This is a genomic window from Paenibacillus vulneris (assembly GCF_039543185.1).
GTDB lineage: Bacteria > Bacillota > Bacilli > Paenibacillales > NBRC-103111 > Paenibacillus_S > Paenibacillus_S vulneris.
The window spans coordinates 14,016-28,114 of record NZ_BAABJG010000056.1 but is presented as its reverse complement, the minus strand read 5'-3'; the positions used below and the strand labels follow the sequence as shown (position 1 = coordinate 28,114).

The 14,099-nt window shown below is 50.9% G+C and carries 13 protein-coding genes; 11 read left to right on the top strand and 2 right to left on the bottom strand.

What is annotated here, in order from left to right:
- The first annotated feature begins 147 nt into the window (after positions 1–147).
- Positions 148–1,164 (top strand): aldo/keto reductase, encoded by a 1,017-nt coding sequence (locus tag ABEA66_RS35700; RefSeq protein ID WP_345595260.1) that lies wholly within the window; start codon positions 148–150, stop codon positions 1,162–1,164.
- A 127-nt stretch (positions 1,165–1,291) separates the two neighbouring features.
- Here ABEA66_RS35700 and ABEA66_RS35695 read toward each other — a convergent pair whose 3' ends face one another.
- Positions 1,292–1,873 carry a hypothetical protein gene (locus ABEA66_RS35695; RefSeq protein WP_345595258.1) on the bottom strand — a complete coding sequence of 194 codons (582 nt, stop codon included), beginning with the start codon at positions 1,871–1,873 and terminating at the stop codon, positions 1,292–1,294.
- A 219-nt stretch (positions 1,874–2,092) separates the two neighbouring features.
- On the opposite strand from ABEA66_RS35695, the gene ABEA66_RS35690 reads away from it, so the two are divergent.
- The 9 genes from ABEA66_RS35690 (at position 2,093) to ABEA66_RS35650 (ending at position 11,278) form a co-directional block, all read left to right on the top strand.
- On the top strand, positions 2,093–3,040 hold the full coding sequence (locus ABEA66_RS35690) for a Gfo/Idh/MocA family protein (protein WP_345595256.1): 948 nt from the start codon (positions 2,093–2,095) through the stop codon (positions 3,038–3,040).
- Between the two features lie 94 nt (positions 3,041–3,134).
- Positions 3,135–5,318 carry a PAS domain-containing protein gene (locus tag ABEA66_RS35685; RefSeq protein WP_345595299.1) on the top strand — a complete coding sequence of 728 codons (2,184 nt, stop codon included), beginning with the start codon at positions 3,135–3,137 and terminating at the stop codon, positions 5,316–5,318.
- A 57-nt stretch (positions 5,319–5,375) separates the two neighbouring features.
- On the top strand, positions 5,376–5,960 hold the full coding sequence (locus tag ABEA66_RS35680) for a sulfite oxidase-like oxidoreductase (protein WP_345595254.1): 585 nt from the start codon (positions 5,376–5,378) through the stop codon (positions 5,958–5,960).
- Positions 5,961–6,053: 93 nt separating this feature from the next.
- Entirely contained in the window at positions 6,054–6,548 is a 495-nt protein-coding gene (locus tag ABEA66_RS35675; protein ID WP_345595252.1) for a DinB family protein, read from the top strand.
- A gap of 129 nt (positions 6,549–6,677) precedes the next feature.
- Positions 6,678–7,742: an ABC transporter substrate-binding protein gene (locus ABEA66_RS35670; protein WP_079913537.1), complete on the top strand. Its 1,065-nt coding sequence runs from the start codon at positions 6,678–6,680 to the stop codon at positions 7,740–7,742.
- Positions 7,743–7,746: 4 nt separating this feature from the next.
- A complete protein-coding gene (locus tag ABEA66_RS35665; protein WP_345595250.1) occupies positions 7,747–8,523 on the top strand; it encodes an ABC transporter ATP-binding protein in 777 nt (258 codons plus the stop codon).
- 1 nt (position 8,524) lies between these two features.
- Entirely contained in the window at positions 8,525–9,340 is an 816-nt protein-coding gene (locus ABEA66_RS35660; protein ID WP_079913535.1) for an ABC transporter permease, read from the top strand.
- Positions 9,341–9,615: 275 nt separating this feature from the next.
- Complete coding sequence (locus ABEA66_RS35655; protein ID WP_345595247.1) at positions 9,616–10,059, top strand: MerR family transcriptional regulator; 444 nt, start codon at positions 9,616–9,618, stop codon at positions 10,057–10,059.
- A 22-nt stretch (positions 10,060–10,081) separates the two neighbouring features.
- A complete protein-coding gene (locus tag ABEA66_RS35650; protein ID WP_345595245.1) occupies positions 10,082–11,278 on the top strand; it encodes an MFS transporter in 1,197 nt (398 codons plus the stop codon).
- Positions 11,279–11,536: 258 nt separating this feature from the next.
- Here the strand turns inward: ABEA66_RS35650 and ABEA66_RS35640 are convergent, their stop codons facing one another.
- Positions 11,537–12,781 carry an MFS transporter gene (locus ABEA66_RS35640; protein WP_425571591.1) on the bottom strand — a complete coding sequence of 415 codons (1,245 nt, stop codon included), beginning with the start codon at positions 12,779–12,781 and terminating at the stop codon, positions 11,537–11,539.
- A gap of 196 nt (positions 12,782–12,977) precedes the next feature.
- Between ABEA66_RS35640 and ABEA66_RS35635 the strand changes: the two genes are divergently transcribed.
- On the top strand, positions 12,978–14,060 hold the full coding sequence (locus tag ABEA66_RS35635; protein WP_345595243.1) for a Gfo/Idh/MocA family protein: 1,083 nt from the start codon (positions 12,978–12,980) through the stop codon (positions 14,058–14,060).
- Positions 14,061–14,099 lie beyond the last annotated feature (39 nt).

The window sequence follows — 14,099 nt, the reverse complement described above, 5'->3', positions numbered from 1 at the left end:
GCTGTGTTTTTTGCGTGAATTTTGTTGGCTCTTATGCCGGAACGACCGGGGTTATGATAAAATAGTAACTTGAATATGATCTACCAGCTTCTTACGGGAAGCTTTGTCTATACTTCTTATTTTTTCGGGATAAAGGGGAGAAAGCAGTTGAGATACAGTCCATTTGGAAAAACCGGTTTTCAGGTATCGGCATTAGGCTTCGGAGCTATGAATTTGCCTGGAGTTTCCTTGCAGCAGGCCGGAGATACGCTAAATTACGCGCTGGATCACGGCATCAACTACATCGATACGGCTGCAGGGTACCGGAACAGCGAAGAGATTATTGGGGAAACGATCTCCCATCGCCGTTCGGAGTATTTTCTGGCGACCAAGACGAATAAGCGGGATTATGCCGCCGCCAAGGAAGAGATTGAGCGAAGCCTGGTCAGAATGAAGACCGATGTAATAGATTTGCTGCAAATTCACTATGTCAATTATGTAAGCGAATATAAGCAGGCCATGGAAGACAACGGAGCCTACAAAGCGGCTTTGGAGATGAAGGAAGCGGGCAAGGTCCGCTTTATCGGGATTACGGGGCATAGACCGGAGCTTCTGGCCAAGTGGATCAGCAAGGGAGATTTCGATCAAGTCTTGTTCCATTTGAACCTGGCTCAGCCGTTTGCCCTGAATGAGCTGATTCCTATGGCTACGCAGATGGGAATGGGCAAGGTGGCGATGAAGCCGCTATCCGGCGGCTTCATACAGCCAGTAGAGAAAGCGATCCGTTATCCTTACAGCCAGAATGTCGATGTCATCATTTCGGGCATGATTAGCGTGGATGAGGTCAAGCAAAATTTGGCTGCGATGGAGCAAGAGGTGGAAGAGGAGGAGCGCAAGGAGCTGGAGGCGCTGGCGCTTGAGCTGGGAAGCCATAATTGCCGCCGCTGCAACTACTGCTCTTGCCCGATCGGTGTTACGATTCCGGATATTATGATCTCAAGCCAGGTACGGCAAACCTTGGGCTTGCTGCCTAAGGGCAACGGTTTTTATGAGAGGCAGAAGGACAAGATTCTCTCCTGTGCCGATTATGAGCCCTGTAGGGAGAAGCCGCTTTGTGAGGAAAAGTGTCCGTACCATCTGCCGATGCAAAAGGTGGTCCAGGAAGCGGCTTCTTACTACCGTTAACATCGGATTTCATAAGACGTTACCTGCTGTGGTAACGTCCCTTCTTTATCCTTCAGAGCATGTCTGATACATACATATCCCTATACAAACAAAAATGCCGCCTGTAGAGGCGGCACATACGCGGCGTTTAAGCGGAGATGCTTTTACTTTTGTTTTTGGAGGAAGATGCGGAGGCCGACATGATCGTCAATGCCGCTTCCTCTAAATCCTTCAATCGGATCACGAGACGATTGATCTCGTCGGTGGTGTAGGACAGATTCGTCGTTCGCTGCTCCAGCTGTGCAAGATCGATGCTAATCCATCCGGTCTTGCGTTTGTGTGCGGACAAATCGAATGACAGCACAGGCAGAGAGGCAACCGTTCCTTCACTTCCTTGGAATACCGAAGCGGCTTTGCTGGAGTCTTCGCTGATATCGTTCAGATGGAAGTACAGTCTCCCGGCTTTCCAGCGTACGAAGCCAGGCTGAAATGCGATGACAACCAGTGTTTCTTCTCCGCTGTCCTGCTTGTAGATCGCGAAGTTCTTGGAATGTTTCCCGCTGCGAATATATTGATGCTTCTTAATATCAGGCAAGAATAAGACGATAAATATAGGTATTGCACTTGCGGCATAAATAAGCATATCGGATTGAAATAGCGCGGCCAGACCTAATAAAGCGGCAAAAAGAATGAGAAAAGTCCAAAACCATTTTATGTTTTTTTTCGACAAGTAAGCCATCCCCCAGATGGAAAGCAAAATGTTGAAGCCGATATATTCGCAATATTCCTATTCTACCATATTGTCTATAGCAAGTTAAAGGGATTTGCTATTTTGTCATGTGCCAAAAGAAGGAGTCATCCGGATGATGAGGAACGAGAATAGGAATCATAGTCGCTTCAACATGACATACGCAGCAGAAGACCGTAAGTTTCGTTAGGAGGCTCCTTAATGAAAAGGATAGGTATTATTGGTCTAGGAGATATTGCGCAGAAAGTATACCTGCCGCTCCTTGGTTCGAATGAGAACGTTCACATTGTCGGCGTAGCCAGCCGGACGCCGGCCACTGTGGAGAAGGTAGCGCGTCAATATCGCATAGAAGGACGCTATGATACGTTGGAGGCCCTGCTCGAAGCAGAACCAGAGGCCGTATTCGTCCACAGCCCGACGGAAACCCATTATGATGTGGTTATGGCTTGTCTGAAGCGGCGAACGGCCGTGTATGTGGACAAGCCGCTTTCGTACGATTACCGGGAAGCGGAAGCCATGTCGAAGTACGCACTAGATCAAGGTGTACTGCTGGGCGTTGGCTTTAACCGCCGCTACGCTCCTTTATATGTCCAGGCGAAGCAATGGATGGAGGAGACGGGAGGCTTCGAGCTTTGCTCTGTTGCCAAGCACAGGACGAAGCTTCAGAAGCACGGCGCCAAATATACGCTTTACGACGATCTGATCCATATGCTTGATTTGCTGCTGTGGATCGGTGGAGAACGGTATGAGGATTTGCAGTACATAGAACAGCAGGATGCTGCCGGGAGGCTGCTGTTCGGAGCGGGCAGTCTTGTGTTTCACGGACCAGGAGTAGATCGAGCCATGAAAGGAGCAGGTCAATTCAGCATGGTACGGCAGGCCGGGGCAGACTTGGAGAAGCTTGAACTGCATGGAAGCGGCCGTTCCGTCGAAGTGAAGAATATGGAATCGGCTGTTTTTTATGAGCAGCATGCTCTCCCCCGTTCGGGTGGCTTTGGCAGCTGGGAGACGATCGCGGCCCGCCGCGGCTTCGCCGGGGCAGTAGACCATTTTCTTCAGCACCTGGATGATAAGGAAGCTTGCGCGATTCGCGCCGATCGTGTCCTCCCGGTTCATCAGCTGATTGAGAGGATGACGTCGCGCTTATAACACGTGCAAGCTGGATATGGATTCGTGGATTCGATTTGTCAATGGCCTGAGCAGTTACGAATGAAATGCAAAGGAGGCGTCACTATTGAGTTCAATGCATCTGGAACACCCTTCTTTTTATGAACATGCATTTTTGCTTGCTCCATTAGGTATCGCCGTTCTATCCATGGATGGTGTTTGGAATCGTGTCAACCCGGCCCTCTGCTGCATGCTCGGCTATGAAGAACAGGAATTGATAGAGAGGGATCATCGAAGCTTCATTCATTCCGATGACTGCGCTAAGGAAGAACGAGAGCTGAAGGAATTGCTAAAGGGACATACCGGCTCCGCTCACCTGGATATTCGTTATATCCATAAGACGGGGCAGGTCATATGGGCGGCGGAACAGGTAATGGTTCTTCGAAATCACGACGGGACGCCGGAGAGCCTTCTTGTTTATTTGACGGCTATCTCGGATAAGAAGCTCCAGGATAACATCTCCTCCATCCTGTTCGAGCACTCGCAGGATATTATCGTATGCACTACGGCGGACGGGCTATGCCTGAGCGTGTCTCCGGCTGTCCACAGCTTGCTCGGATACGAACCGGACCGGTTAATAGGCAGGCAACTAGTGGAATATTTCCATCCGGACGACGTGGCCCCTATAATGAACCGGCAGTACGGCGAGCATGACAAAATATGTGCGCGTTTTCGCCATGCGGACGGGCATTATGTCTGGATTGAAACGGCTGTTAAATTGATCCTGAATGAGGATGGCGAAATAGATAAAATTCTCTCCATCGGAAGGGACGTGACGGAACGAATAGAGACGGAGCAGGCTCTCATCCATAGCCAAAGAAGCCTGAAGGAAGCGCAGCGAATTGCGTCTATCGGCAGCTGGGAATGGGATGTGGACAGCAAAGAGATCATATGCTCGGAGGAGCTGCTCCGCATTCATGGCATTAAGGATGGCGGCAGCGTCGGAACGTATGAGCGCTTCCTGACGTATGTCCATCCGGACGATCAGCCCATGGTGGTGTCGAAAATAAGGAATGCCCTGGAGGGTCATAGCTTCAGCCTGGAATGCCGGATTCTTTTGCCGGATGAGGATGAAAAGCATGTTCATCTCCAAGGAGTTGCATTGAAGGACGAGCAGGGTCGTTTAATGAAAATCCATGGCACCGTTCAGGATATAACCGAGCATAAGAAAATGCAGCAGCTGCTGGAGGAAACGATCGACCGCTATACTTCGCTGAAGAAATACAATCCCGAGGCCATTATTGCCTTGGACAAAACGGGCTATATCGTCTCGGTCAATCCGGCCGCAGAGCAAATCACGGGTTATTCCGCGCAAGAATTGAATGATTTTCATTTTACGGACCTATTCTATTATGAAGATGCCGGCCGGGCCCAGCAGTGGTTCCAACACTTTATGATAGGAGAATCGTTCGATTGCGGCGAGATGCGGCTTGTCAGCAAGGACGGCTCCCTAGTCTATCTGTTGATAACACCGGCCCCGATTATTATTCGCCAGGCTATGGTTGGCTGCTATGTTATGGTCAAAGACATAACGGAGCAGAAGAGAAAGGATGAGCTTCTGCGCAAATCCGAGAAGCTGTCCGTTGTCGGTCAATTGGCTGCGGGGGTTGCCCACGAGATTCGCAATCCGCTTACCGCGCTGAAGGGCTTTGTGAAGCTGATGATGCATTCCGATGCGCAGTTCCCCAGATATTTGTCCATTATGAAGGAGGAGCTGGATCGCATTGAACTGATCGTAAGCGAGCTGTTGATGCTGTCGAAGCCGCAATCGCTTCAGCTGCGGAGGACCGATCTGAAGGATTTGGTAGAAGAGGTCCAGACGCTGATCGGCACACAGGCCATTATGAAAAACATTGAAATCCAGCTGGCGGCCGGACAAGGTCCCTATGCCGTGCATTGCGATCCGAATCAAATCAAGCAGGTTATCATTAACTTCCTGAAAAATGCGATCGAAGCGATGACCCGCGACGGAATCATTCATATTGTTCTTACCATTGCGGAAGATACCGGTCTTGCCATGCTGCGGATTATCGATCAGGGCTGCGGCATACCGGAGGACAAGCTGCCCCGGCTGGGCGAGCCCTTCTATACGACCAAGGAGGGCGGAACCGGGTTGGGATTGATGATAAGCCAGAAAATTATAGAGCATCATGGCGGGAAGATGTCTATTACGAGCCGGGTCAATCAAGGCACGACGGTAGAGATGAGTTTGCCCTTGTGCGACATTCCTTTGGAAGAACTGGCTTCATTGCGGCTATAATAAAGGGAGGAAGCAGAAGGCTTGCCAGCCTTATAAACCCAGAAGGAGGAAGGGAAGATGAGCGCAAATCAAGAGACGGCCACCCGGGTGCCGCCGGGACAGACGTTGACGCAAGGATTTCCGGTGCTGCATTACGGCAGCGTGCCTTATTACAACGATATGAGCCTTTGGAATTTTCGCTTGTTTGGCCTGGTGGAGGAGGAAGTGACGCTCAGCTACCAGGAGTTTATTGCACTGCCGCGGCAGGAATTCCGTAACGACATCCATTGCGTGACCACCTGGTCCAAGCTGGACAACGTATGGGAGGGGGTAGCGGTCGCCGAGGTAATGAAGCGTGTGAAGCTGAAGCCGGAGGCGAAGTATGTCATGCTGCATGCCGAGCATGGCTGGACGACGAACTTGCCGCTGGAGGACTTTCTCAAGGAGACCTCGTTATTTGCCCTGAAGCATAACGGCGAGCTCTTAACCCCGGATCACGGGTATCCGGTACGAATGGTCGTACCGCATCTGTATTTCTGGAAAAGCGCCAAATGGCTGCGCGGCATCGAATTTATGGCGAGCGATAAGCCTGGCTTTTGGGAGCGGAACGGGTATCACATGTATGGAAATCCATGGAAGGAACAGCGCTACGATTTCGATTAATTCTCGCAACGAGGGCCGGTTACGCCGGCTCTTTTTACGTTCGAACAGCCAAGAAAATGTAAAATTATGTAATTCACACAAGGAAGGTGCCGCATGTTCATTGCAATGACTTTAAGTTTGCTTGACCAGGAGCTGGAGAAGATCGAGAAGGCGCTGCATCGGATTTCGGATGCTCAGGTTTGGGAGAAGCGGAAAGAGGGGACTAATAGTATTGGCAATCTGTGTCTTCATCTCGCAGGCAATGAATTCCATAATATTGCAAGCAGTATCGGAGGGCTGCCTTACACCCGGGAGCGCTCCGCGGAATTCAGAGCTGAAGGAGGCTTCTCCTGCAAGGAGCTGTACGGCCGATTGAAGGAAGTTAGGGAGCAGTCGCGAAGCGTGCTCTCGGCTATATCAGAGCAGGATCTGGAACGGGAAGTGACGGTTCATTACCCGGAAGACGCGGGAATCGCTACCTATAACCGCCCCATAGGAAGGCTGCTGTACCATCTTACCGTGCATTACGGGTATCATACGGGGCAAATCGTTTATATGGCACGGCTGCTTCAAGAACAAGATAACAATATTTTGAAATGGAATCATTAATTTGTATTGAAGGTATATTTTTAAACAATGTTCAATAAAAAAAGTGTTTTAGGCAGGATAATTGCTTTAACGCGTCGAACAGATATAAGGTTTGGCAATTGCGCATAAAAAAAATGGAGGGTAAACAGCATGAGAAAGGCATCACTTTTGGCACTAACGTTAGTAATGGGTATCGGCGCCGCACTAGCTGGCTGTGGAAAAAAAGAAGCCGCCCCAACAACTCCCGGAAGCTCCGCTGCACCGGCTAAGACAGAGACGGTTTCGATGGATATCGGCATGCTCAAGCTGACCAGCTCGGCACCTATTTTTATTGCTATGGAGAAGGGATACTTCAAGGAAGAGGGCATCGATGCGAAGCCCAAATGGTTTGACGCGGCACAACCGATTGCTGTAGCAACAGCGGGCGGAAGCGTGCAGGTTGGAGCGACCGGAATCTCCGCAAGCTTGTACAACATGGTTGCAGGCGGACAGAAGCTTGTGATCGTTGCCGATAAAGGCCGAGAGCAAAAAGGGTACTCTTCGACGGCTTTCATGGTTCCTACGGATTCCGACGTGAAATCCATTGAACAGCTGAAAGGCAAAAAAATCGGGATTACCCAAACAGGCTCCACCTATCATTACATGGTAGGACGTTTGCTTGAAAAGCATGGCTTGACGCTGAAGGACGTCGAACTCGTTCCTCTGAACAGCATTAAAGGCTTGATGGAATCGCTCAAGAGCAAGCAAGTGGATTCCGTTATGCTGAATGAGCCTAACTTGACTACCGTCGCCAAAGAAGGCTACGGCCGCGTCCTGGCACAAGTCGGGGATGAAATTGAATATCAAACCTCCGGCGTATTCTTCTCTCCTAAGCTTGCGGATAACAAAGATTTGTCCGTTCGTTTCCTGAAGGCTTATGCCAAAGCGACTCGTTACTATTATGACGCGGTATTGACCCAGAAGGACGGCAAAGTGGTTCCTGGAGCCAACTATGATGAGGTTGTTAAAATCATTGCCAAATACACGGATCAGCCGGAAGAAAATGTGAAACAAGGCTTGCCTTACATGGATCGTGACGGAAAACTTCTCGCTACCGACATCAAGACCCAAGTGGACTGGTATGCCAAAGAAAAGCTGATCGATAAAGCGATTGATCCTGCGGGTATCGTCAATACGAGCTTGCTGGATGAAGCCCTGAAGCAGCTGGGGAAATAAGGCAATGAGGATCGTAGTAGATAACGTTGAGAAGAAGTTTATCGATTCCAAGAAGCGGGAAGTAACGGCTCTCAAAAGCATTAACTTCGCCATCGAGGAGCAGGAATTTGTCGTCCTGGTCGGACCGAGCGGCTGCGGCAAATCGACGCTGCTTAACATTGTCGGGGGACTCTTGTCTCCTTCCTCAGGTGAGGTCTATTTCGAGGGCTTCGATGCGGCGAAGCCGCCGCGTCTCGGCATTGTCTTCCAGGAGATTGCTCTGTTCCCATGGCGTACCGTTTATGAGAATGTGATCTTCGGGCTGGAAGAGCAAGGGGTAAGCAAACAGGAGCAGAAGGAAAAAGGACAGCATTATATCGATATGGTAGGGCTGAACGGCTTTGAATCGGCGTTCCCTAAGCAGCTGTCCGGCGGTATGCGTCAGCGGGCAGGCATCGCAAGGGCGCTTGCGGTGGAGCCGGATCTTCTGTTGATGGACGAGCCGTTCTCTGCGCTGGACGCCCAAACCCGGACACTGATGCAGGAAGAGCTGCTCTCGATCTGGGACCGCACCCGATTGAGCACGCTTTATGTGACGCATAACATTCAAGAGGCTGTCTATTTGGCGGACCGGGTGATCGTATTGTCCCGCCATCCAGGGCAAATTAAAGCGCAAATCCGTATTGATCTGCCCAAGATGGGCCGTGACAAGGAGGAGCACCGCGCGGCCTTTGAGAACTATTCGAATGAAATCTGGGAGCTGATTCGGCATGACGCCCAAGAAGCTTTGAAGGAGGGATAGCATGAGTGCATCATCAAATGAAAAATCAACCGGACAGCGCCATGTCATCCGCAACCGGGTATCCTTCCTCGAGCTGAAGGTGCCGGCGTATGCCTCTGTACTTGGGATTCTGGTCATTCTGCTGCTCTGGGAGCTGGTCTGCCGGATGGGCATTATGCCTCCGTTGTTTTTGCCGGCCCCAACGGCTATTCTTTCGGCAGGCTGGGACATGCTGACGAGCGGAGAGCTGCATGAGAACCTGTGGGCCAGCTTGTACCGTATCCTTGTCGGTTACGCCATTGGCGCCGTATGCGGGATTGTGGTCGGCCTGTTATTAGGATTCTCCAAATGGGCCGATGCTATTGTCAGCCCGATCGTTTACTCGATCTATCCGATTCCTAAGATCGCTTTGCTGCCGCTGATCATTTTGTGGCTTGGGATCGGGGAAACGCCTAAATTTACGATGATTGCGCTCGGCGTATTTTTTCCTGTCGTTATTAATACGTTTTCCGGCGTTAAGAACGTCGATCCGATCTGGATCAAAGCGGCTGTTACCTTTGGCTCCAGCCATTTTAACGTGATCCGGAAGGTCATTCTTCCGGGAGCTTTGCCAATGATTTTCGCAGGGCTCAAGCTGGCTGCAGGGACCTCGCTCCTGCTGCTCGTTTCGGCGGAAATGATCGCGGCCCAGCAAGGCGTAGGATCGATGATTCTCCATTACGGGAACCTGATGATTACGACGAAGCTTATGGTCGGCGTTGTCGTCCTGTCGCTGTTAGGCTTGCTGTTTAACCGCGGCTTGCAATGGCTTGAAAACAAGCTGCTGCCTTGGAAATAAGCTTGGCTATAATAAGAGACTGTTAGTGAACAGGCTGGAGCTCCAGCCGATTCATTAGCGGTCTTTTTTTATATTGAAACATTTAAAAAAAGCATCGGGGCACCCCCACGCAAAGTACTAAACGATGCTTTGTGGCCCCCGCATTACAGGGATATTTGTATAGGTGGTTCAGGTTCGAAGCATATTACAATCGATGTTTTGTTAAAAGTTACAGTTGACGTTAACGTTAACTTTGGAGCATAATAGAATACGACCAAAAGAGAAGGATGATTCGGATGACGGCAAAATTCAAGATCGATGACGTAGCGAAGGAATGCGGCTTGACCAAACGGACGCTTCGATATTATGAGGAGATCGGATTACTTCCTCCCCCTGAACGAAGTGAAGGCGGAATTCGTTTGTACACGCAGGAGCATATTGACCGGCTGAAAAGGCTGATTAATGCCCGTGACGTCCTGGGGTTTTCCTTGCAGGAGCTGCAGCGTTATGTAGCCTTAACAGAAGAGCTGGAATCCCACAGACAAGGATACAGGCAAATTTCCGATGACAAGGAGAAGCTGCCCAAGTTAATAGAGCTTGAGCCCGTCGTGAAGCATCAGTTGGACATTCTCGAAGAGAAGCTGAAGAAAATGACGGAAATGCGCGATGACATTCAGCATTTTCTACAACGAGTTCAGGCTGCCATAGCCAGAATGAGCGGAGAAAATGAGCAAAAATAATAAATAGGAGTTGGTCGTTACTATGGAACCTGCATCAACAGAGAAAACAGGGTTATTGAGTCAACCCAAAGCGGTATGGGCCGTAGGCTTTGCCTGTATCATCGCATTTATGGGGATCGGCCTTGTCGATCCTATTTTGCCCGCCATCGCTGAAAAAATGAATGCAACCCCAAGCCAGGTTACATTGCTTTTCACAAGCTATAACATGGTCATGGCCATTGCCATGCTGATTACAGGCGTCGTTTCGTCCAGATTAGGTACCAAATGGACTTTGCTGCTGGGGATTATTATCATCGCTATATTCGCCGCATTGGGCGGCGCTTCTAACGGCATTTGGACACTGGTCGGGCTTCGCGGCGGCTGGGGTCTCGGGAATGCGCTTTTTGTCGCTACGGCATTATCCGCCATCGTCTCCTTATCCACCGCGGGAACAGCCCAAGCCATCATTCTCTATGAAGCGGCCATTGGTCTAGGGATTTCCGTTGGTCCCTTGCTGGGCGGGGAGCTTGGCTCCATCTCCTGGCGCGGCCCGTTCTTCGGCGTTAGCGTGCTGATGGTGGTCGCTTTTATTTTCCTTCTCATCATGATGCCAAAAACGAAGAAGCTAACGAAGGCTAAAAGCTCCTTGATGGACCCGTTCCGGGCATTGAAATACCGTGCGCTGCTGACGCTCGGACTGACTGCATTTTTGTATAACTTCGGATTTTTCACCTTGCTGGCTTATTCGCCTTTCGTTATGCATCTGAAAGAACGGGGCCTGGGGTACGTCTTCCTGGGGTGGGGACTTCTTCTTGCAGCCACATCCGTATTCATGGCGCCTAAGCTTGAAAGACGATACGGCACCATCTCCTCCATGTGCATCATGCTGACCTTGTTCGCTTTAACCTTGTTTGCGATGGGGATTTGGACGTCGAGCAAAGCGGTCGTTATTATCGCGGTTATCATCGCGGGCGCTTTCTTGGGGAACAACAATACGCTGATCACGACGGCGGTGATGCAGGCCGCTCCGGTCGAGCGTCCGACCGCTTCGGCGGCATACAGCTTCCTGCGTTTCCTTGGAGGAGCGATCGCTCCGTGGTTTGCAGGCAAGCTGGCCGAGTGGTATAACCCTCATGTGCCGTTCATCGTAGGCGGCTGCTTCGTGCTTATCTCTGTTCTGCTCGTTTTGAGCAGCCGGAAGCATTTGTTGCATATTGATCGGGCAGAATCGTCACATTAACATAAAAAGCCGGCCTTGTTGAGGCCGGCTTTATTAATGAGAAGCCTGGTTCACTTGAAATGTTGCTACTATATTCCAGTGGGATATGCCCCTCCAGCCGCTGTTGAAACCCGTGAATCTTTGATTAAAATTAATGGTATGTTCACGGGTTTCAAAGGCGGACGTAAACTCCTTCGAGGCATACCCCACTTCCTTATATAGCAAATTTCACGAAGCTAAAGGCTTCTCATTCGGCGACCTCAAAAAAAGGTCGGCTTTTTATGTTTTACAGGGTAGGAGGAAAGCTACTTGGAAGTTTCCTTCAAAGAGGCAGGGCTGGTATGGAACGAAAATCTCGGGATTTTCAATAAGACCGCAACGAGAAGAAGCATACACCCATTGATAGCGAACACGATAGGGATCGAGGTTTGAGATGCCAGGAAGCCGCCGATCAGAGGGCCAAGTAGCAGTCCCATCTGGTTCGCCGACTGGTTCAAGCTGAACGCGCGGCTGCGGAAGCCCGGGTCTGTTCATCTGCGCGATGAAGGCGTTCAAGGCAGGATAGACGGCTGCGAAGAACAGACCGTACACAAAGCGCAGCGATCCGAAGCCGATCAGATTGTGGAAGGCAATTTGCAGCAGGTTGCCTATGCCGCCGCCGAGCAGGCCGATGAACAGCACCTTCTCATACCCGAGTTTGGTTCCGAGCTTCCCCCAACGCGGTGCGGCGATCAATGTCGCGATGCCGACGGCGGAGAAAATAATGCCTGCATTCAGCGATGCAGAGGATTGGCTGGAGCCGAGCTTCAATACATAGATCGTTAATAACGGCTCCAGAATCATGATGGATGTAGACGTAATGAACACTATGAGCAGGGCCGACATTAACGGTTTGTTCGAAGCGGCCACTTTCAGATCGTTTGCAATGGAGGAACGCTTGGCATCGGTCTTGTTAAAGGAAGGCTCCTTCACCCACAGGATGGCGATGACGAACGCGATAAGCACCATCACGCCCGCGACGAAGAACGTATCGCGCGGTCCGATCAGATGACTGACGACGCCTCCGAGCAAAGGCCCCAGTATGGATGCCGTCGCGCTTGAGGTGGAAATGATGCCGAGCGCGTAACCGATATGTTTTTCCGGCGTATTGGTCGCTACCAAAGCGATGGCGGATGGAATGTAGCCGGCAAGCAGGCCTTCCATGATCCGGACAAGGATCAATTCATAAGGATTTTGCACGATATAATACAAGAAATAAGCGATGGCCAAGCAGATGCCCGCTCTCAGCATCATTGGCTTTCGGCCGTACTTGTCGGCGAGCGACCCCCAGAAGGGCGCAATCAGCGAGCTGGCTAAAAAGGTGGAGGCAAAAATGACGCCGGTCCATGCCTCGAGATGGTTGTGGACACCCAGGTCCTCTTGCAAAAAAATCGACATGAAGGGGATGGATACCGAGTAAGCCATACTCACCAGAAAGGTGCCGATCCACAATACGAAAAGATTGCGTTTCCAGGAAAAATTCACTAAGAAGCACTCCCTCTTCATCTTTTTTGTTCATCATACCATTAATAAGCGGCGGTTCCCGATAAAATCTTTTTTTTGAACGATAGAATGTTATAATGGGAGGCTCGTTCTGCTGAATTTACGAAAATCAGTTTCATTAAATGGAAATATGAGTTATTTTAGATGGAGATGATTGGCACAACAGGAGGGATTGATCATGGAGAAACCGGTGTCGTTCAGTATTATAGGCGGCGGAGGCTTCCGGGCGCAGTTTTACCTTCGAATCGCCCAAGCGCTTCCGGAGCAGTTCCGCGTTAGCGGTCTGGTCGTCAGGGACCCGGACAAGGGACGCAGGCTTGAGCAAGAATGGAACGTTCCTGTTTATCCGACGCTGGATCAGCTGCTCAATAAGGAAAAGCCGGATTTTGTCGTGGTATCCGTCAGCCGGTCTGCCTGCAAGGAGTATTTGCTCCAATTGGCGGAGCTTGGCATTCCTGCGCTGTCGGAGACGCCGCCGGCTCCGGATCTCGAAGGCTTGCGCGAGCTTCATGACAAGCTCACCTTACAGGGAGCTCGGGTTCAGGTGGCGGAGCAGTATCATTTTCAGCCGGCGCATGCGGCGCGATTGGCTTTTATTCGCTCGGGGAGGCTGGGGCGGGTAACGGAAGCGACCGTATCCATCTCGCATTTGTATCATGGGGTCAGCCTGATCAGGAAAATGCTGGGCGCGGGCTTTGAAGATGTAACGATTCAGGCCAAAAGGTTCGAATCCGATTGGGTGGCGGGACCGACCCGCAGCGGCCCTCCGACGGAGGAGCGATTGATTCCGCTGCAGCGCGACCTTGCTTGGCTTGATTTCGGCGGGAAGCTCGGGATCTATGATTTTACGAAGGATCAGCATCGCTCCTGGACCCGCTCGAATCATCTGTCCGTAAGGGGGCAGCGCGGGGAGATCTTCGATAACCGGATTCGCGTGCTGGCTGATTATGAGACGCCTCTGTATATGGATTTTAAACGGATTAACCGGGGAGAAGAAGAGAATCTGGAAGGCTATTTCCTGAAAGGGATTATGGCGGGAGAGCAGTGGGTTTATGACAATCCGTTTGCACCCGCAAGGCTGTACGATGACGAAATTGCTATTGCCACGTGCTTAATGCATATGGCCAATTACGCGGCGGGCGGGCCGGATTTCTACAGCTTAAGGGATGCGTCCCAGGATCACTATTTGGGCTTAATGATCGAGCAAGCGATAGCAACAGGGCAAAGCGTAGTGGCCGAACGTCAGCCGTGGGCTCTGTAAACAGATTTGATAAAAGCCTTGCCTTCGATAAGCTTCGCT

Coding starts and splice junctions, on each gene's coding strand:
- ABEA66_RS35685 (WP_345595299.1), top strand. CDS start 3,135: ATGCATCTGGAACACCCTTCTTTTTATGAACATGCATTTTTGCTTGCT.
- ABEA66_RS35675 (WP_345595252.1), top strand. CDS start 6,054: ATGTTCATTGCAATGACTTTAAGTTTGCTTGACCAGGAGCTGGAGAAG.
- ABEA66_RS35680 (WP_345595254.1), top strand. CDS start 5,376: ATGAGCGCAAATCAAGAGACGGCCACCCGGGTGCCGCCGGGACAGACG.
- ABEA66_RS35655 (WP_345595247.1), top strand. CDS start 9,616: ATGACGGCAAAATTCAAGATCGATGACGTAGCGAAGGAATGCGGCTTG.
- ABEA66_RS35665 (WP_345595250.1), top strand. CDS start 7,747: ATGAGGATCGTAGTAGATAACGTTGAGAAGAAGTTTATCGATTCCAAG.
- ABEA66_RS35690 (WP_345595256.1), top strand. CDS start 2,093: ATGAAAAGGATAGGTATTATTGGTCTAGGAGATATTGCGCAGAAAGTA.
- ABEA66_RS35670 (WP_079913537.1), top strand. CDS start 6,678: ATGAGAAAGGCATCACTTTTGGCACTAACGTTAGTAATGGGTATCGGC.
- ABEA66_RS35635 (WP_345595243.1), top strand. CDS start 12,978: ATGGAGAAACCGGTGTCGTTCAGTATTATAGGCGGCGGAGGCTTCCGG.
- ABEA66_RS35650 (WP_345595245.1), top strand. CDS start 10,082: ATGGAACCTGCATCAACAGAGAAAACAGGGTTATTGAGTCAACCCAAA.
- ABEA66_RS35660 (WP_079913535.1), top strand. CDS start 8,525: ATGAGTGCATCATCAAATGAAAAATCAACCGGACAGCGCCATGTCATC.